This is a genomic window from Dyella kyungheensis, assembly GCF_049913195.1.
Lineage (GTDB): Bacteria > Pseudomonadota > Gammaproteobacteria > Xanthomonadales > Rhodanobacteraceae > Dyella > Dyella kyungheensis.
Map to the genome: position 1 here is coordinate 4840727 of NZ_CP183983.1, position 18799 is coordinate 4859525.

General features: G+C 65.8%; 19 protein-coding genes. 12 read left to right on the forward strand and 7 right to left on the reverse strand.

What is annotated here, in order from left to right:
- Positions 1–90: 90 nt before the first annotated feature.
- The 6 genes from bfr to ACN9MB_RS21665 all read left to right on the forward strand — a co-directional run bounded on the left by bfr (position 91) and on the right by ACN9MB_RS21665 (position 4337).
- On the forward strand, positions 91–561 hold the full coding sequence (gene bfr, locus ACN9MB_RS21640) for a bacterioferritin (protein ID WP_204634695.1): 471 nt from the start codon (positions 91–93) through the stop codon (positions 559–561).
- Between the two features lie 105 nt (positions 562–666).
- Complete coding sequence (locus ACN9MB_RS21645) at positions 667–1419, forward strand: DUF6776 family protein (protein WP_204634696.1); 753 nt, start codon at positions 667–669, stop codon at positions 1417–1419.
- Positions 1406–1834, forward strand: coding sequence for a bactofilin family protein (locus tag ACN9MB_RS21650; RefSeq protein WP_204634697.1), 429 nt, complete (start codon positions 1406–1408; stop codon positions 1832–1834). The genes ACN9MB_RS21645 and ACN9MB_RS21650 overlap by 14 nt, the downstream gene beginning before the upstream one ends.
- A 46-nt stretch (positions 1835–1880) precedes the next feature.
- Positions 1881–2258, forward strand: coding sequence for an iron-sulfur cluster insertion protein ErpA (gene erpA / locus ACN9MB_RS21655; protein WP_204634698.1), 378 nt, complete (start codon positions 1881–1883; stop codon positions 2256–2258).
- Positions 2259–2271: 13 nt separating this feature from the next.
- Positions 2272–3243, forward strand: coding sequence for an NAD(+) diphosphatase (nudC, locus tag ACN9MB_RS21660; protein ID WP_204634699.1), 972 nt, complete (start codon positions 2272–2274; stop codon positions 3241–3243).
- 224 nt (positions 3244–3467) lie between these two features.
- The gene (locus ACN9MB_RS21665; RefSeq protein WP_204634700.1) at positions 3468–4337 is read left to right on the forward strand and encodes a cobalamin biosynthesis protein; all 870 of its coding nucleotides are present in this window, start codon (positions 3468–3470) and stop codon (positions 4335–4337) included.
- A gap of 5 nt (positions 4338–4342) precedes the next feature.
- Here the strand turns inward: ACN9MB_RS21665 and ACN9MB_RS21670 are convergent, their stop codons facing one another.
- A complete protein-coding gene (locus ACN9MB_RS21670) occupies positions 4343–6217 on the reverse strand; it encodes an MFS transporter (RefSeq protein WP_426270269.1) in 1875 nt (624 codons plus the stop codon).
- 177 nt (positions 6218–6394) lie between these two features.
- On the opposite strand from ACN9MB_RS21670, the gene ACN9MB_RS21675 reads away from it, so the two are divergent.
- The 4 genes from ACN9MB_RS21675 (at position 6395) to ACN9MB_RS21690 (ending at position 8470) form a co-directional block, all read left to right on the forward strand.
- Complete coding sequence (locus tag ACN9MB_RS21675) at positions 6395–6736, forward strand: DUF3175 domain-containing protein (protein WP_204634702.1); 342 nt, start codon at positions 6395–6397, stop codon at positions 6734–6736.
- Between the two features lie 109 nt (positions 6737–6845).
- Positions 6846–7493 carry a dihydrofolate reductase family protein gene (locus ACN9MB_RS21680; protein WP_426270270.1) on the forward strand — a complete coding sequence of 216 codons (648 nt, stop codon included), beginning with the start codon at positions 6846–6848 and terminating at the stop codon, positions 7491–7493.
- Positions 7494–7582: 89 nt separating this feature from the next.
- A complete protein-coding gene (locus ACN9MB_RS21685) occupies positions 7583–8029 on the forward strand; it encodes an SRPBCC family protein (protein ID WP_204634704.1) in 447 nt (148 codons plus the stop codon).
- A 33-nt stretch (positions 8030–8062) separates the two neighbouring features.
- Positions 8063–8470 carry an SRPBCC family protein gene (locus tag ACN9MB_RS21690; protein WP_204634705.1) on the forward strand — a complete coding sequence of 136 codons (408 nt, stop codon included), beginning with the start codon at positions 8063–8065 and terminating at the stop codon, positions 8468–8470.
- 27 nt (positions 8471–8497) lie between these two features.
- Here ACN9MB_RS21690 and purD read toward each other — a convergent pair whose 3' ends face one another.
- The 6 genes from purD to ACN9MB_RS21720 form a co-directional block, all read right to left on the reverse strand.
- A complete protein-coding gene (gene purD, locus ACN9MB_RS21695) occupies positions 8498–9781 on the reverse strand; it encodes a phosphoribosylamine--glycine ligase (protein WP_426270272.1) in 1284 nt (427 codons plus the stop codon).
- Positions 9782–10005: 224 nt separating this feature from the next.
- Positions 10006–11313 carry an AMP-binding protein gene (locus tag ACN9MB_RS21700; protein WP_426271960.1) on the reverse strand — a complete coding sequence of 436 codons (1308 nt, stop codon included), beginning with the start codon at positions 11311–11313 and terminating at the stop codon, positions 10006–10008.
- A gap of 243 nt (positions 11314–11556) precedes the next feature.
- Positions 11557–12129 (reverse strand): L-threonylcarbamoyladenylate synthase, encoded by a 573-nt coding sequence (locus ACN9MB_RS21705; RefSeq protein ID WP_426270273.1) that lies wholly within the window; start codon positions 12127–12129, stop codon positions 11557–11559.
- The gene (locus ACN9MB_RS21710) at positions 12130–14649 is read right to left on the reverse strand and encodes a DNA topoisomerase I (protein ID WP_426270274.1); all 2520 of its coding nucleotides are present in this window, start codon (positions 14647–14649) and stop codon (positions 12130–12132) included. It abuts the gene before it with no gap.
- 122 nt (positions 14650–14771) lie between these two features.
- A complete protein-coding gene (dprA, locus tag ACN9MB_RS21715; RefSeq protein WP_426270275.1) occupies positions 14772–15899 on the reverse strand; it encodes a DNA-processing protein DprA in 1128 nt (375 codons plus the stop codon).
- An 81-nt stretch (positions 15900–15980) separates the two neighbouring features.
- Positions 15981–17108, reverse strand: coding sequence for a LysM peptidoglycan-binding domain-containing protein (locus ACN9MB_RS21720; RefSeq protein WP_426270276.1), 1128 nt, complete (start codon positions 17106–17108; stop codon positions 15981–15983).
- 189 nt (positions 17109–17297) lie between these two features.
- Here ACN9MB_RS21720 and def point away from each other — a divergent pair, with 189 nt between their 5' ends.
- Together def and fmt are read left to right on the forward strand one after the other, a co-directional pair.
- Positions 17298–17807, forward strand: a complete 510-nt coding sequence (def, locus tag ACN9MB_RS21725; RefSeq protein WP_204634712.1) for a peptide deformylase — start codon at positions 17298–17300, stop codon at positions 17805–17807.
- Complete coding sequence (gene fmt / locus ACN9MB_RS21730) at positions 17804–18724, forward strand: methionyl-tRNA formyltransferase (RefSeq protein WP_426270277.1); 921 nt, start codon at positions 17804–17806, stop codon at positions 18722–18724. Before def ends, fmt begins: the two co-directional genes overlap by 4 nt.
- The last annotated feature ends 75 nt before the right edge of the window (positions 18725–18799 follow it).

Genomic DNA, 18799 nt, shown 5'->3' on the forward strand with positions numbered 1-18799 from the left:
TTTTTGCATGCGCAACTCTTAGTCATTCTCGTTCCGACATGGCTGAAAAACTCGCCGTATAGTCGCTCCCTGCGCTGAAGGAGACTTCCCATGAAGGGCGACGCCAAAGTCATCGAATTCCTCAACAAGGTCCTCTACAACGAGCTGACCGCGATCAACCAGTATTGGCTGCACTACCGCATGTACAAGGACTGGGGCTACGACGAGCTGGCCGAGCACGAGAGGAAGGAATCGATCGAGGAAATGAAGCACGCCGACAACCTGGTCGAGCGCATTCTTTTCCTCGACGGTCTGCCGAACCTGCAGCACCTGGGCAAGCTGCGCATCGGCGAAAACCCGGTGGAATGCCTGCAGGGCGACCTGGACCTGGAAATGGCCGCGGTGAAGGATTTGCGCGAAGCCATCGTCCATAGCGAAAGCATTGCCGACTTCGTCAGCCGCGACCTGTTCAAGAACATCCTGCATGACGAGGAAGAACATATCGACTGGCTGGAAACCCAGTTCAGCCTCATCAAGGACCTCAGCGCCGAGCGCTACCTGCAGTCCAAGATCGACAGCTGATCGGCCATTCGGCACCCCCGGACGGCGGCCTAAAGCGTGCCGCCGTTCCTTGACGCTTTCTACACAGCGGGGCTATACCTTGGCTTTTCCCCGGGATAGCCAAGCATGGCTTCACGTCCACCACCGCGCTTCGTGGTACGTCCGCACGACGCATCCGTCGGGCGGCGGCGCGCGTTGTGGCTGGGCGCGGCGTGGCTGGTCAGCCTGGTGCTGGTCGGCCTGGTGGTCGGCGGGATCACCCGCCATACCGCGCCGGCCGCCAATGGCGAACGCCAGCTCAAGGCACTGACCCGCCAGAACGACGAGCTCCAGCAGCAGGTGACGAACCTGCAGCGCGCCGGCCAGGTCACCGACATCGCCACCCGCTCGCTGCGCAAGACGCTGTCCGAGCGCGAAGAGGAAATCAGCGGCCTGCGCGCCGATCTGGGCTTCTACTCCCGCCTGACCGGCGGCGATGCCCAACGCGAGGGGCTCAAGGTGCAGGAAGTACGCCTGCAACCGGTGGACAACTCGCGCGCCTGGAACCTCACCCTCAGCCTGACCCAGAACGCCAAGCGCGGCGACGACGTGACCGGCAATGCCACGGTGAGCGTCGAAGGCCTGCGCGGCGAGAAAGTGGTGCAGTTGGAGTGGGCATCGCTGGGCGACTCCGCCCAGCACGACGGCATGCCGTTCCGCTTCAAATACTTTCAACAATTGCAGGGCACCATCGTGCTGCCCGCCGACTTCCGGCCCACCCGCCTGATCGTCAAGGCCCAGCCCGCCGGGGACGACCCGGTAACCCGCACGGTCGCCTGGGGTGAGGCGCTGTCCGGCCATCTCACACCGTCCCAAGGGGAACAAGATGCTCAACCGTAAGCGCAGCGAGCGCGCGCCCAACAGCCACAGCCATGACACCAGCCTGATTGCCCGCGGCACCCTCATCGAGGGCCACGTGCGCTTCAGCGGCGCACTGCACCTGGATGGTCAGATCGTGGGATCGGTGCTCGCCGAGGAAGCTGGGGCCGTGTTCACGCTCAGCGAGAGCGGCCATGTGCAGGGCGAGATCCGCGTCCCCCACGCCATCATCAACGGCCAGGTGCGCGGCGACATTCACGCCACCGAACGCCTGGAACTGGCGGCGGAAGCACGCGTGGTCGGCGACGTTCACTACCAGACGCTGGAAATGGCCGCCGGCGCCCAGGTCAACGGCCGCATGAGCCACCCGACCGCCGAGCTGCCCCGCGAACTGCCGGCGCCGGCCTTGGGCAACGCAGAAGCCGTACCGGCCTGATCGCGGTATCCTTGCGTACGCGTTGTCGCATCCCCACTTGAGCATCATGGATACCGTCGTTTCCCTCCCCATCGTTCCCGACTACCGCAGCGCCGGCAGCCCACTGGTGTTTACCGAGGCCGCGGCCCGCAAGGTGCACGAGCTGATCCAGGAAGAGGGCAACCCTGAGCTGAAGCTGCGCGTGTACATCACCGGCGGTGGCTGCTCGGGCTTCCAGTACGGCTTCACCTTCGACGAAGCGCGCGCCGAGGACGATTTCGCGATCGACCGCGAGGGCGTCACGCTGCTGGTCGACCCGCTGTCGCTGCAATACCTCACCGGCGCCGAGATCGACTATTCGGAAAGCCTCAGCGGCTCGCAGTTCGTCATCCGCAATCCCAACGCCAAGACCACCTGCGGCTGCGGCTCCTCTTTCTCGACCTGAGATTCGTCACCGCATGGATCGCATCACCTCGTCGCGACCCAATACCTTCGCGGGACTCAGCCTGATCCTCGATCGCGTCGCCGAGCGGCGCGACGAGTCGATGTGGGTGAACGAGCAGGCGGTGTCCGACCGCGCGCGTTACCTGCTGATCGATCCGCTGGGCCAGACCTACCTGCGGGCAGACGACACCGCGTTGCGCTGGCTCGATAGCGCCGAACGCGAACGGCTGCTGGGCGAGGTGAAGGCGAGTTTCCTGGGTTTGCACGACGAACGTCCCACCTTTCTGCTCGCGGTGGACGACGAGCACCACGCCGCCGCGCTGGAACTGGCACTGGGCGCGCGCCGCGCCGGCTTGCGCGACGTGGGCCTGCTGTTGCCCACCGACGAGGCCGGTCTGTTCGCCTATGCCAAGGGCCTGGTGCACTGGCAGCGCGAAACGCGCCACTGTCCGTATTGCGGCTCGCCGCTGGTGCTGGTGGCCTCGGGCCATCGCGCGCAATGCACCAATGCCGAGTGTGGCCGCATGCATTTCCCGCGCACCGACGCCGCGGTCATCGTCATCGTGGAACACGAAGGTGCCTGCCTGCTCGGTCGCCAGGCCGGCTGGCCGAAGGGCCGCTACTCCACGCTGGCCGGCTTCGTAGAGCCGGGCGAAGCGCTGGAAGATGCCGTGCGCCGCGAGGTGGCGGAAGAATCGGGCGTCGCCGTGGGCGAGGTGCATTACCACTCGTCCCAGCCGTGGCCGCTGCCGCAATCGTTGATGGTCGGATTCACGGCGAAGGCCCTCTCGCGCACCATCCGCCTGCGCGACCAGGAACTGGAAGAAGCGCGCTGGTTCACGCCGCAGGACATCGTCGACGGCATCGCCGACGGCAGCTTTCTGCCGTCGCCGCCGCTGTCGGTGTCCTATCGACTGCTCGAACACTGGCTGCGCCAGCAGGCGGGGTTGGAGCTGGACGAGTTGGCGGCGCAGCGCAAGGGCTGAGGTTTTCGCAACCTTTCCTATTTGTCATTCCGGCGCAGGCCGGAATCCAGTAGCGATCATTTTGGGTTTTCGCGAAACATATCGACCACCAGCCAGCGACCGAGGCGAAAATCAGGTCTTGTTGCCACCGGATTCCGGCCTGCGCCGGAATGACGAGCCACGCCCCCGCTGACCCGTCATCACGTTGTCCTACAATGCGCCCGTCAACCGGGAGAAACGCGTTCATGGCTGTCAGCTTGCTATCCGCACTCATCGCACTGGGTCTGGTGCATGTCATGCCGCAACTCGTGCATTGGCGCGGCGATGGTGGATTCCGGCGCTGGGTAGCGCAGCTGGGCGATACCAGCGGTCCCGCGCGCGTCGCTGTGACGCTGGGCGTACCGGTGGTGCTGTGCCTGGTGGCGATCTGGCTGATCAGCCTGTTGCCGGGCAGCGAATTGTTCCGCCTCGCGTTCTCGCTGCTGGTACTGCTGTACTGCTTCGGTCCGCACGCTTACGAAGCGGACCTCGAAGCCATCATCAAGGCGCCCGACCAACCCTCGCGCGAAGCAGCCGCACAGGCGCTTTCCGACGATGGCGATCCGGTGAGCTGGAATGCCATCGCGCTCGGCGAAGCCACCGTCTATGCCGCGTTGCGCCGGCGCTTCGGCGTGCTGTTGTGGTTCTTCCTGCTGGGGCCCGCCGGCGCGCTGCTCTATCGGCTTGCGCAGACGCTGGGCCGTGATCAGTCCCTCCATCTGGATGGCGCCGCCCGCCAGGCTGCGCGCTCCTTCGCCAACGTCGCCGACTGGCTGCCCTCGCAGCTGATGGTGTTCACGCTGGCGCTGGTCGGTCACTGGGATGCCGTGATCGGCGCGTGGAAGCGCTGGCATCAGCAGCAGTCGCCGAACAGCTGGTACGTCGAGGGCCCCGGTTTTCTCGGCGCGGCCGCGCGTGCGGATGTGCAGGTGGATATCGAGGCAGGCGACGGTTACGCCGAGGAACGCATCGACACCCTGGGCGAATTGATTCGCCTGCGCGGCACGCTGCTGCGTGCGCTACTGGCGTGGCTCAGCGTGGTCGCCTTGATCGTGCTGGCAGGCTGGATGGGCTGAGCAACTCAGGCCAGATCGCCGCGTAGCTCGCGCACGCGCGCTTCCAGCGTTTCCAACTGTGCGTCGGCCGGCGAGTACGGCGCACCCGCCACCAGTTCCACCCGTGCGCGGAAGCGACGCGGCAAACGCGCGCGATGCATCATCGAATCGCGTCGGCTCCACACGCTGCCCCACAGGCCGCGCAAGGCCAGCGGTACCACCGGCACCGGGCGACGCTCGAGAATGCGCGCCACGCCAAGTCGGAACGGCGCGATGTCGCCATCCTTGGTCAGGCCGCCCTCGGGGAAGATGCACACGATTTCGCCATCGGCGAGCGCTGCATCCACGTCATCGTAGGCACGCTGCAACACCGCGGGATCTTCCTTCTGCCCGGCGATGGGAATCGCCTTGGCGGTACGGAACACGAACTTCAGCAGCGGGATGTTGAAGATCTTGTAGTACATGACGAAACGCGCAGGCCGACGCAGGTTCGCCATCAGCAGCAGCGGATCCATGAAGCTCACGTGGTTGCACACGAGCAGCGCCGGACCTTCCTCCGGGATGTTCTGCAAACCGTGCACGCGCACGCGGTACAGCGTGTTCACCAGCACCCAGGTGATGAAGCGCATCAGGAATTCGGGAACGATGGTGAAGATGTACGCCGCCACCGCCACGTTGAGCACGGCGGCCGCGAGGAAGATCTGCACCGCGGAGAGACCGAGCGCTCCCAGCGCCAGGCCAAAACCCGACGCCACGCAGATGAACAACGCATTGAGAATATTGTTGCCCGCGATCACACGCGACAGCCGGTCGCGCGGCGAGCGCGCCTGCACGAAGGCGAACAGCGGTACCACGTAGAAACCGCTGAACACACCGATCAGCGTGAGATCCATTGCCACGCGCCAGCTGCCGGGGCTGCGCAGGAAGCCCAGCCAATCCAGGCCGTGCACCGTGGCCAGATGCGGGTGCGCCAGATAGAGATCCACGCCGAACGCGGTCAGGCCGAACGCACCCAGCGGCACCAGGCCCACTTCCACGCGACGTCCCGACATGCGCTCGCACAACAGCGCACCTGCGCCCGTGCCCAGCGAAAACAAGGTGAGCACCAGCGTGTTGACCGAGCCGTCGCCGCCCAGGTTGAGGCGCGTGTAGTTCGGCAGCTGGGCGATCAATACCGTGCCGAAGAACCAGAACCACGAGATGCCCAGCACCGCGTTGAACACGCGACGGTCTTGCTTGGTGATGCCGAGCACGCGCGCGGTTTCGGTGATCGGATTCCAGTTGAACACCAGCTCGGGCGCCGTGGCTGGCGCGGGCGGAATGCGGCGGCTGGCCAGGTAGCCAAGCACGGCGATGAAGATGGTGGTGGCCGATGCGGCGATCGGGCCGAAGCCGGCGATCAGCATCAGCGAATTGCCGGCGATCATGCCGATCAGCATGGCCAGTTGCGTGCCCATTTCCACCAGGCCGTTGCCGCCGACGAGTTCCTCCGGCTTCAGCGCTTGAGGCAGGATGGCGTACTTGATCGGCCCGAAGGTGGTGGAATGCAGGCCCATCAGGAACAACACCACCAGCAGCAAGGTGGTGTGGTGCGTGTAGAAGCCGATGGCGGCAATCGCCATGGCGGCGATCTCGAACAGCTTCACGTAGCGGATGATGCGCGACTTCTCGTACTTCTCCGCCAGCTGTCCCGCCGTGGCGGAGAACAGGAAGTAGGGCAGGATGAACAGCGCGGGCGCCAGATTGGTGTACAGCGACACCGTCTTGTCATCCAGCCCCATCTGGAATGCCACCAGCATGACCATCGCGTTGCGGAACGCGTTGTCGTTGAACGCACCCAGCGCCTGCGTCCAGAAGAATGGCGCGAAACGTCGGCTTCCCAGCAGGTTGAATTGGCTCATGCGCGGTCTTGGCGTGGCGGCTCGGTGAGCCTGGCGTGGATGTCCCCGTGTCGCGGGCAGCATAGCAGCCGCCATGCCGGGAACGAGGAGGCGTCACGCGTTGCTAAGCCTGTTCTTACGCCGCCGTGACTGCGCTCGCGTTACAGCTCACCCAACCCATCGTCACGGCGATCCATCATGGCCAAGGCTTCCACCACCCAGCATCGCTCCGCGCGCGGCAAACGTCGCTGGTCGCAGCGTGTGACCGAAAGCAGCGATGCGCTCGATCTCAAGGAAGGTATTTTTGCCAAGGACGATCCCGCCGCCATCGCCCGTTCGTTGAAGCATTCGGCCGAGGCGAGCAAGCGACGCAAGGCATCGCCGTTTCAGTCGGCCATGTCGATGCTCAATTTCTACATCAATCGCGGCGGCAAACAGCTGCCTGCGCGCCAGCGCTCGCATCTGGAGGCCGCCAAGGACGAACTGCGCGTCTTGTTCGGGCGACCGCGGCGGCGCAAACCGCGGCGGTCGCGCCGCTGACACCCGTTCTGTCATGCTGCGGTCCGTGATCGATCGCAGCCCGGCGCCGTGTCGAAATCCTCCCGGGTCATGCGTCGACTAATCGACCGCTCGCTACGGACCGCAGAACATGTCGAAACTTCGCGTGCAAAGCTTTGCCCTCTCGCTCGACGGCTACGGCGCAGGCCCCGATCAAAGCCTGGATAACCCGCTTGGGGTGGGCGGCGTCGGATTGATGGAGTGGTTTTTTCCGACACAGGCATGGCAGCGCATGCACGGCGGCAGCGAGGGCGAAACCGGCGTGGATAACCGCATGGCCGAGCAGGGCTTCAACGGCATCGGCGCATGGATCCTCGGCCGCAACATGTTCGGCCCCGTGCGCGGCCCATGGCCGGACGAGAGTTGGAAAGGCTGGTGGGGTGACGAGCCGCCCTATCACGTGCCCGTCTTCGTGCTGACCCAACATGCGCGCAAGCCGCTCACCATGGCCGGCGGCACCACGTTCCATTTCGTCACCGACGGCATCCACGCGGCACTGGAGCAGGCTCGCGCAGCGGCAGCCGGGTTGGATGTGCGCGTGGGCGGCGGCGTGGCCACGGTGCGCCAGTATCTGCAGGCACGGCTGCTCGACGAACTTCATCTCGCGGTGCGCCCGGTGCTGCTGGGACGTGGCGAAGCCTTGTTCGAGGGCCTGGACCTGCCGGCGCTGGGCTATGCATGCGTGGAAAGCGTATCCGGTGAGCGCGCGATTCATGTCACGCTGCGCCGACGCGATTGAGAGTGGATGTCGAAACGCGTTGCCGTCGTTCGTCGAATCGATGACGGGCCACTCACAGGCCCGCTCTTCCCTTCACAGGAGCGCTGCTCATGACCACCGGAACCGTCAAGCTTCACCGCGTGCTTCGCACCACGCCCGAGAAGATCTACCGCGCCTTTCTCGACGCCGACGCCTTCGCGCGCTGGCTGCCGCCGAACGGCTTCACCGGCAAGGTGCAGCATCTCGATGGCAAGGTCGGCGGCACCTATCAGATGTCGTTCACCAACTTCACCAGCGGCCACACGCATTCATTCGGCGGCACCTATCGTGAACTCGTGCCCGGCGAACGCATTCGCTACACCGCGCGCTTCGACGATGCGAACCTGCCGGGCGAGATGCAGAGCACGATCACCCTTAAGCAGGTTTCCTGCGGCACGGAGATGAGCGTGGTGCAGGAGGGCATTCCGGAGATGATTCCCACCGACGCCTGCTATCTGGGTTGGCAGGAGTCGCTGCTGCACCTGGCCAACCTGGTCGAGCCGGAAATCCCGGGCTGAGGAAGCCGACTTTCGCACCGCCAAGGAGCTGCGATGTGGACGCATGAGCAAAGCATCGAGATCGACGCCGCGCCCGCGCAGGTATGGGCGGTATGGGCCGACGTGCACGGCTGGGTACGCTGGAACGCGGGCATCGAACGCATCGCGCTGCACGGGCCGTTTGTCACCGGCAGCACCTTCACCATGCAGCCACCGGGAACCGATGCGTTCGTCAGCACCTTGATTGCGGTCGACGAGCTGCGCGGCTTCACCGACGAAACGGTGATCGACGAAACACGCGTGGTGGTCGATCACCGTCTCGAAGCGCTCACGCCGCATCGCGTGAAAGTGACTTATGCCACGCAGATCACCGGCCCGCAGGCGGAAGCCATCGGGCCGGAGGTGACGGGTGATTTCGGCGACGTGCTGCGAGGGCTGAAGGCGATCTGCGAACGGGATTGAAAACGCAGGTCGCCCCGGCCGAAAACGTCAGCTGCGGTGCAGCGCGCGATGCGCGATGTCGCGACGGCAGAAGGCGCCTTCGTAATGGATTTTCGCCACGGCGGCATAGGCGTTGGCGCGGGCCGCGGCGATATCCTTGCCGAGCGCGCACACGGTAAGCACACGACCGCCGGCCGTGACCACGTTGCCCTTCGCATCGAGCTGGGTACCCGCGTGGAACACCTTTGCGTCGGGACCAAAATCGCTGTCCAGGCCGGTGATGACGTCGCCGCTGCGCACCTTGCCCGGATAGCCGCCGGCGGCCATCACCACACCCAGCGAGGGACGCGGGTCCCACTGCACGTGGGTGTGATGCAGCTCGCCGTCGAGCGCGGCTTCGATCAGGTCTACCAGGTCTGACTTCAGCCGCAGCATGATCGGCTGCGTTTCCGGATCGCCGAAGCGCACGTTGTATTCGATGACCTTGGGCGCGCCGCTCTTGTCGATCATCAGACCGGCGTAGAGGAAGCCGATGAAGGGCGCGCCTTCCATCGCCATGCCGCGCAGCGTGGGCTCGATCACTTCCTTGAGGATGCGCTTCTCGACTTCGGCGGTGACCACCGGCGCGGGCGAATACGCGCCCATGCCGCCGGTGTTCGGGCCCAGGTCGCCTTCATCGCGACGCTTGTGGTCCTGGCTGCTGGCCATCGGCAGGGCGTGCTGGCCATCGCTCATCACGATGTAGCTGGCTTCTTCGCCGTCGAGGAATTCCTCGATCACCACGCGTGCGGAGGCATCGCCGAACTGGTGCGCGCCCAGCATGTCGTGCAGCGCCTGCTCGGCATCCGCCAGCGTCAGCGCCACCACCACGCCCTTGCCCGCCGCCAGGCCGTCGGCCTTGATCACGATGGGCGCACCGTGCTGGCGCACATAGGCGAGCGCGGGATTGAGTTCGGTGAAGACCGCATAGCGCGCGGTGGGAATGTTGTGGCGAAGCAGGAAGTCCTTGGCGAACGCCTTGGAACCCTCCAACTGCGCCGCCACGGCGCGCGGACCAAAGCAGCGCAAACCCGCCGCGCGAAACTTGTCCACCACGCCCGCCACCAGCGGCACTTCGGGACCGACCACGGTAAGCCCGATCTTTTCGTCCTTGGCGAGCTTGAACAGGCCGTCCAGATCCGTCACCGCGATATCGGCATTGCGCACGCCCTTCTCGCGCGCCGTACCCGCATTGCCGGGCGCCACGATCACCTCGCTCACGCGTGCCGACTGCTTGAGCTTCCACGCCAGCGCGTGTTCACGCCCGCCGCTGCCGATGACCAGGACTTTCATGGGAACTCCAACTGCCGAAGGGGAGCGCCGGGGGTGGCGCAGCGCGTCATTGTAAGCGGCGAGGGGGAGATTTCGCAGCGCAGCATGAGAGGGAGCTTCAGCGGGAGGATGGGGTGGGGTGGGGCAAAGCCCTTCCCTATCACCGCTTTCGCGAGCACCCGCCCCTCACCCCGGGCCTCTCCCAGAGGGGAGAGGGAGAAGTGGATGCATCGCGGGTCAGGGCCTCAAAGCAATGCCAACAATGCCGCTCTCGGCAACTTCCCGGTTTCATTCCGAGGCAATGCCTCCACCAACCTCAGCGGCCGCGGCAGAAACACCGGATCGACCGACTGGCGGAACGCGTCGAGGATGGCCTGTTCGTCCATGCCCGGCGCCACCGCCAGCGCGGCGATGCGCTGCACACCCAGCGCATCGCCGTTTTCCAGCTGGAACACCACGCCATCCTGCACGCCAGGAATGGCCTGCAGACGGCGCGTCAGATCGCCCAGCGAAGCACGCTTGCCCGCAATATCGAGCAGATCCGAATGGCGCCCGCACAGACGGAAACGGCGGCCACCATCGTGCAGCGTGACGATATCGGCCAGCGTCATCGGCTGCTCGAGCTGCGGCGCGCGCACCTGCGTGCCGTCCGGCTGCGGGTGCAGTTGCACGTCGTCGTACAGCAGCCAGGGTTCGTCGTGCGCGGAGCGGCGACTGGCGAACACGCAGGTTTCGGTGGAGCCGAACACTTCCAGCAGCGGTGCGCCGAAGCGCGCCTCGGCCGCCTGCGCCAGCTCCAACGGCATCGGCGCGGTGGCCGACACCATCGCGTCGATCGGCGGCAAGGCGACGCCCGATTCGAGCAGGGCGCGCAGGTGGATCGGCGTGGTCACCAGGACGCGCGGCGAGGGTATCTCGGCCAGCGCGGCCGCCACGTCGGCCGGCAACAAGGGACGTCCGGCGTGCACCGCGACATCATCGAGCAAGGGCAGCAGCACCGACATCTCCATGCCGTACATGTGCTGCGGGGGCACCGTGGCGACCACGTGGAAATGCCTGCCGACCGAGGCGTGCAGCATGCGCAGGTTGCCCGCATTGCTGGCGTTGAAGCTGCCCCAGGTCTTGGGATTGGCCTTGGGCGTGCCGGTGGAGCCGGAGGTGTAGCCGATGGCCACCACCTGGTCGGCCGGCAGCGCGGGAATGGCCAGCGTGCCGCCTTCGGCGGGTGGATCCATCAGGCCAGGCAGATGGCGGAAATGGGCCGGCGGCGCATCCAGCGCCAGCTCACCCAGCGCGTAGCTGCCGGGGTGGGCGGCCATCGCCTCGGCCACGGCCTGCGGCGCGCGGGACGACGGCAACAGGTTGGTCTGGCCGCGCAGTGCAATGGCGCAGAACGCCACCAGGAAGGCGTAGCGGTCTTCGCACAGGTTCACGGCGGCAGGGGCCACGGGAAGCTGTTCGGCGACCGCCTGCACATGCGCCATGAAGCGCGCGGCACTTACCGGCTGTGCCTGGCGCCAGACCACCGGACGATCGGCCGCGCCGGCTGCCAGCAGGGGCAGCTCGAGCTCGGAACGTTCAAGTTGGACGTTTTCGAAAACGATGGACAAGCTGTTCTCCAACGACGGCCGTCAGCCCTCCGGTCCAGCTTGCGCTGACCCGACTGCGGACGGAAAAGAGAGCCCGCGACGATCCCCATCCTCGCGGTAGCCACTGAATCACTCCCTACTGAGAGCTCATGGCGTGCGGAAGCCGTTCATCCTCGCCGAACGCCCGGCAAGTCCTTACGGCCCCGATCAGGAACGGATCATAGCGCCCGAGAGCGCGTCGCGTATCTGTGTCGGTCGTAAGTGTTCGCCGAGCGGCGCGTCCAGAACCCCATCCAGCGCGGGGCCGAAGTAGTCGGCCGCGATGTCGGCGCTGCGGGCAGGCGGCTCGCCATGCGGATTGGCGCTGGTGGAAACCAGGGCGCCGCCGAAGGCCCGGCACAGCGCGGCAGCAGGTTCATGCGCCGTCACGCGCAGGGCAATGCCGGCGTGGGATCCGGCCACCCAGTCAGGCACGGCCGGCGAGCGGGGGAAGATCCAGGTGTAGGGACCGGGCCAGCTCTCGCACACCTGCGCCAGCACCTGGGCCGGAACGGCGGCCAGGTCGATATAGCGCTCGACCTGGGCAAACGCCGCCGCGATCAGCAGCACGCCCTGGGTGGGCGGCCGCTGCTTGAGCGCGAACAGCCGCTCGAAGGCCACCGGGTTATGCGGATCGCAACCGAGGCCGAACACCGCCTCGGTCGGATAGGCCAGCACCCCGCCGCTGCGCAACAGCGTAGCGGCGGCATCAAGCTGGGTGAGGGCGAAGCGTGCCGTCACTCAGGCGCCCGCCGTGGTCTTCTTCTTGGTCGCGGCCTTCTTGGTGGCGGTCTTGGCCGTGGCCTTCTTGGCGGCGGTCTTCTTCGCGGCGGTTTTCTTGGTCGCCGCTTTCTTCACCGCCGTTTTCTTGGTGGCCGTCTTCGCAGCTGCCTTCTTGGCCGCCGGCTCCTTCTTGGCCGCAGCCTTCTTGGCGGCGGTCTTCTTGAACGCACCGCGGCCCTTCTTGACCGGTGCCGCCGCCAACAGCTCGGCGCATTGCGCTTCGGTCAGGTCCTTCGGTTCCTGGTCCTTGGGAATGCGCGCGTTCTTCTCGCCGTCGGTGATGTACGCGCCGTAGCGGCCGTTGAGCACCTGCACGCCGTTGCCGAAATCCTTGATGATCCGGTTGGCCAGCATCTCCAGCTTTTCCTGCACGATCTGCAGGGCGCGCGGCAGTTCGATGGTGTACGGATCGTCCTCGGGCTTGAGCGAGGCATAGGTGTTGCCCTGCTTCACGAACGGACCGAAGCGGCCCACGCCCACCGACACTTCGTCGCCGTTCTCGGCCTGGCCGAGCTTGCGCGGCAGCTTGAACAGTTCCAGCGACTCTTCCAGCGTGATGGTGTGCATGCTCTGGCCCGGACGCAGGGACGCGAACTGCAGCTTCTCGTCCGTGTCCTTGTCGCCAATCTGCGCATACGGCCCGTAGCGACCCAGGCGCACCGACACCGGCCTGCCGCTCTTGGGATCGGTGCCCAGCTCACGCGCGCCGGTGGCCTCGCTGCGGTCGACCGATTCGGTCTTCTCGTCCACCTGCTGCTTGAACGGCTGCCAGAAGCGCTCCATCAGCGGCACCCAGGCTTCTTCGCCACGGCTGACCGCGTCCAGCTCATCCTCGAGCTTGGCGGTGAAGTCGTAGTCGACGTAGCGGGTGAAGTGCGCGGTGAGGAACTTGCTCACCGCACGGCCCACGTCGGTCGGCTTGAAGCGGCGGCTGTCGAGGAACACGTATTCGCGGTTGAGCAGCACCTGGATGATGCTGGCATAGGTCGACGGACGGCCGATGCCGTGTTCTTCCAGCGTCTTCACCAGGCTCGCTTCGGAGTAGCGCGGCGGCGGCTCGGTGAAGTGCTGGTCGGCCGAGATGTCCTGCAGCGCCACTTTCTCGCCCACGTCGAGCTTGGGCAGGCGGCGGCCTTCGTCGTCGTCCTCGGCGGTCTTCTGGTCGCGGCCTTCCTCGTACACGGCGAGGAAGCCCGGATCGATCACGGTGGTACCGGTGGAACGGAACGAGGCATCGCCACCGGCCACATGCGGCACGGCGAATTCCACCGACACGGTATTGAGCGTGGCGTGGGTCATCTGGCAGGCGACGGTGCGCTTCCACACCAGCTCGTACAGCTTGCGCTGTTCGTCGTTGAGGTACGAAGCGACTTCGCGCGGCGTGCGCATGGCCGAGGTCGGGCGGATCGCCTCATGCGCTTCCTGCGCATTCTTGGATTTGGATTTGTACACCTGCGCATGATCCGGCAGCGCCTTGGCGCCGAAATCGCGGGTGATCAGCTGGCGCAGCTCGCCGACCGCATCTTCCGACAGCGCCACCGAGTCGGTACGCATGTAGGTGATCAGACCGACGTTGCCTTCGGTACCGATCGATACGCCTTCGTACAGGCCCTGGGCGATCTTCATCGTGCGGCTGGTGGAAAAGCCGAGCTTGCGCGCCGCTTCCTGCTGCAGCGTGGAGGTGGTGAACGGCGGCGCCGGGCGGCGCTTGCGTTCCTTGCTACCCACCTCGCTGACGGTGAGGTGGCCGTGCGCGGCCTGCTTCAGCGCGTGGCGCGCAGCCAGCGCATCGTGTTCGTTGGTGAGGTCGAACTGCTCGAACTTCTTGCCGTTGAGCTTGGTCAGGCGCGCGCTGAAGTCGCCTTCCGGATGGCGCAGCGCCGCCTCGATGGTCCAGTACTCGCGGGCGACGAACGCTTCGATCTCTTCCTCGCGCTCGACGATCATGCGCAGCGCGGGCGACTGCACGCGGCCGGCGGACAGACCGCGCTGCACCTTGCGCCACAGCACCGGCGACAGGTTGAAGCCCACCAGGTAATCCAGCGCGCGACGGGCCTGCTGCGCATCGACCATGTCCAGCGACAGCTGGCGCGGCGAGGCCACGGCGGCCTTGATCGCCTTGGGCGTGATCTCGGAGAACACCACGCGATGCAGCGTCTTGCCCTTGGTCAGGCCGCGCTCCTTGAGGATCTCGCTGATGTGCCAGGAGATCGCCTCGCCTTCGCGATCCAAGTCGGTCGCCAGATAGATGTCGTCAGCCAGCTTGGCGGCCTTGGCGATGGCGTCGACGTGTTTCTCGTTGCGGTCGATGACCTCGTAGGCCATGGCGAAGTTGTTGTCCGGGTCGACCGCGCCCTCCTTCGGGCGCAGGTCACGGACGTGGCCGTAGGAAGCGAGGACCTGGAAGTCCTTGCCGAGGTATTTGTTGATCGTCTTCGCCTTAGCCGGCGACTCGACGATAAGCAGGTTTTTTGCCATGAAGCTTGCTATCCGCCATCTATAGCCGACCTGTCCGGGCCGGCTTCCTATATTTAGTTAAAGGCATGGCGGCATCACGCCGTCAAGCTGAACGATGTGAAAGCGCGCTGCACGTCGGCTTTCTAATAGCCCGGCAAGCGTTGGTAGCGATTGCCTGGCAGCGCTTCGACCTTGCCTTCCAGCTCCAGCATCAGCAGCTCGGATGTAAGGTCCGAGACAGCTTTGCCGGTCGAGCCTGCCAAATCCTCGAACGCCACCGGCCCGTAACCGAGCGCATCGAATAACGCCTGACGGGATGGATCGGCTTCGAATGCCGTCGCTCCGGGTGCCGGGAGAGCGGACCGATCCAGCCGGCCAGCCAACTCACGACCCATTGCGACAGCAGCAGGAGCAAGCGCTTCCACGATTTCGGCCGCTGTTTCCACCAGCCGCGCGCCATCGCGAATCAGCCGATGGCAACCGAGAGCCAGCGGATTATGGATGCAACCGGGCAAAGCGAACACCTCGCGGCCCTGTTCCGCGGCAAGCCGTGCCGTGATCAGGGAGCCGGACTGCAGCCCGGCCTCGACCACCAGGGTGCCCAGCGACAAGCCCGAGATCAGGCGATTCCGGCGTGGGAAGTGATCCACGCGGGCCGGCGTACCGGGCGGAAACTCGCTCACCAGCGCGCCTTCGGCCGCTAGCCGCCGTGCCAGCGCATGGTGCTGGCGTGGGTATACCCGGTCCGGTCCGGTGCCCACCACGGCCACGCTGGGCAGCCCGGCATCGAGTGCCGCCAGGTGGGCGGCGCCGTCGATGCCTTCGGCCATGCCGCTGGTGATCACGAAGCCGGCGTGGCCCAGGTCCTCGGCGAAGGCACCCGCATACGTACGCCCGGCGAGCGTGGCCGCCCGCGCACCGACGATGGCCAGCTGCGGACGCAGCAGCAGGCTCGTGTCGCCGGCCACGAACAGGGCGACCGGCGGCTGTGCAATGGTCTCGAGCTGCGGCGGGAAATCCTCGTCGGTGCAGAGCAGCAGGCGGTGGCGGGGTTGTTCGAGCCAGGCCTGGTCGGCGTCCAGGCGCCGCTGGTCAGGCCGTTCCAGCCAGCCGCGGGTATCCGGGGGCAACTCGGCCAGGCGCTGCAGCAGGGCGGCGTGCACGGCGTCGATCCCGCCATGGATCGCCAGCTGCTCGCGAAGACTCACCGAGGCGAAGCGCGGCGTGCGCAGAAGGGTGAGCCAGGTACGAAGATGTGGCGTGGCGTTCATGGCCATCCAGCCTAAGGACGGCGCAAAAAGAAACGGCGCGGTGATGACCGCGCCGTTCTGTCGTCCCCGACCGCCGGAGGTTTATTCCGGCAGTTCGAGCTTGTCGTGCTTATGCACCGGACGCAGGCCGTCCATGATCAGGCCGTAGCTCACCCGGTCGAAGGTGCGGAACACCATCACGTGCCCGACGAACTCCTGCGGCAGCGTCACGTCCACACCGGTGCCGCGGTTCCAGCTGTTGTGGGCCACGTCGTCGTTGATGGTTTCGCCCGGCTGGTAGATCGAGTAGGTCTGGCCGTTGTCCACGCCGTCGTGCGAGCCGATGTTCAGCGCCACCACCTGGTGCGGACCCACCGCATCGTAGGCATCGGCGAAGGCGATCACGCGCGCATTGCCCGGTACCGACTTCGGCGCATGCGGGTAGTAGTAGGCGTCATACGGCTTGTCGTCGATCGGCAGCAGGCGGTCGCCCTTGTTGATCTCCATGGTGGAGTTCAACAGCAGCAGGGTGGTCGGGTCGCCGGTGCGCAGCACTTCGGCGGTACCGATCACGCTGACTTCGGTGCCGATGTCCTCGCCGTGGCCGTAGTGGCCGTCGTCGCGGAAGTCTTCCTTCCACGGCGTGCGGACCAGCGACACATTGCTGTCCAGCGGATGCGCCACCAGGTCCGAGCCGCCATCGCGGCCCTTCTTGCTGTCGAAGTCGCGGAAGGTCTGGGTCGGCCGCACGATGGCGAAACGCTGGCCCGGTGTCGAAGTCAGGTTGCGAACGTAGACGTTCTTGCCCACGGTGCCGCGCAGATCCGCTTCCTCGAAGCCCACCACATAGGGCAGGTTCTCCACGTCCTCGCTGTTGAGGACGCGCATTTCCTTGAGGAAGGTCTGCAGCTGATCCAGCGGAATGGCCGGAATGGCGTCGCCTTCGGCACGCACGCGAGGCTGCAAGCCCAGGCGCGGACCGTTGGCGAACGACAGGTTCAGCACGTCACCCGGATAGATCAGATGCGGATTCTGCACCTGCGGGTTGGCTTGCCAGATTTCCGGCCACAGCCAGGGCTTGGACAGGAAGCGTGCGGAAATCGCCCAAAGGGTGTCGCCCTTTCGAACCGTGTAGGTATCGGGGTGATCGGCGCGCAATTGCGCACCCGCAGCGTAAACAGCAACCGTGACCAGCATGCCGGCCAGCAGTCCGATGGACTTTCTGATCATAAACGGGAATCCCCCATCCCCCAACGCTCGGGCGAGTGTAACCGAACAACTTGTTCACGCAACCGTGTCCAGTTGGCAAAACGGCATGCCAGACACGGGCTTGGCGGCGTACAATAAGGGCCATTCTAGATGCGCTCCGGGCTTGGTTTTCACCGATTCGCCCGCAGTTTCGGCGCTGAGGTAAAAACCATGTCCGTCCTGACCATCATTGAATTCCCCGATCCCCGCCTGCGCACCAAGGCCGAACCGGTGAGCGTGTTCGACGCCGAACTCAAGCAGTTCGTGGCCGACATGTTCGAGACCATGTATGACGCCAATGGTGTCGGTCTCGCCGCCACCCAGGTCAATGTGCACAAGCAGGTGCTGGTCGCCGACATGAGCGACGAGCGCAACCAGCCGCTGGCCCTGATCAACCCGCGCCTGGTCCAGAAGGACGGCGCGCAGGTCTATCAGGAAGGATGCCTCTCGTTCCCCGGCATCTATGCCGATGTCACCCGCGCCCTGAAGGTCACGGTGAAGGCCAACGACGTCGACGGCAACGAGATCGAGCGCGAATTCGAAGGCCCGCTGGCCGTGTGCATCCAGCACGAGATGGACCATCTCGCCGGCAAGGTGTTCGTGGACTACCTGTCGCCGCTCAAGCGCTCCATGCTGCTCAAGCGGCTGGAAAAGCAGCGCAAGCAGGCGGCCACCGCTTGAAGCTCCGCGTCGTTTTCGCGGGCACTCCCGAATTTTCCGTTCCCTGCCTCGAAGCGTGCCGCGCCAGCGGTGCGGAGGTGGTGGCGGTCTATACCCAGCCCGATCGTCCCGCCGGCCGCGGCCGCAAGCTGACGCCCAGCCCGGTCAAGCAGGCCGCCCTCGCGGCCGGCATCGCGGTCGAGCAACCCGAATTGCTGAAGTCCGAAGAAGCGCGCGCCACACTGGCCGCGTACGCACCGGACCTGATGGTGGTGGTGGCCTATGGGCTGATCCTTCCGCGCAAGGTGCTGGCCATCCCGCGCCTGGGCTGCTGGAACGTGCATGCCAGCCTGCTGCCGCGCTGGCGCGGCGCGGCGCCGATCCAGCGCGCCATCCTGGCCGGCGATGACGAAAGCGGCGTCGACCTGATGCAGATGGAAGCGGGGCTGGACACCGGTCCGGTGCTGCTGGAGCGGCGTACGCCGATCAGCGGTGAGGACACCGGTGGTTCGCTGCATGATCGGTTGTCCGCGCTGGGCGCGGATGCGCTCGCCGAAGGCCTGTCACGCGTACTGTCTGGCGAGACCTTGCTGCCACGGGCGCAACCGGAAGATGGCGTGATCTACGCGCACAAGCTGGACAAGGCTGAGGCACGGCTCGATTTCAGGCGACCGGCGATCGAGCTGGAGCGCCAGGTTCGCGCGTTCGATCCGTGGCCGGTGGCCGAGGGCGATGTTGCTGGCGAAATGCTGCGTATATGGGCCGCCCGAGCCATTGAAGGCAACGGCGCACCCGGTTCGGTGCTCGGCATGAGCCGCGAGGGCATCGACATCGCCTGCGGCGAAGGTGCGCTGCGCGTGACCGCACTGCAGCGGTCGGGCGGCAAGCGCATTACGGCGGCCGACTACTTCAACGCCATGAAGACACGCGGCGCCTAACAAGCTCGTCATTCCGGCGCAGGCCGGAATCCAGTGGCGGGGCGATAGATTCTCGCTGAGCATCCATCAAAGCCT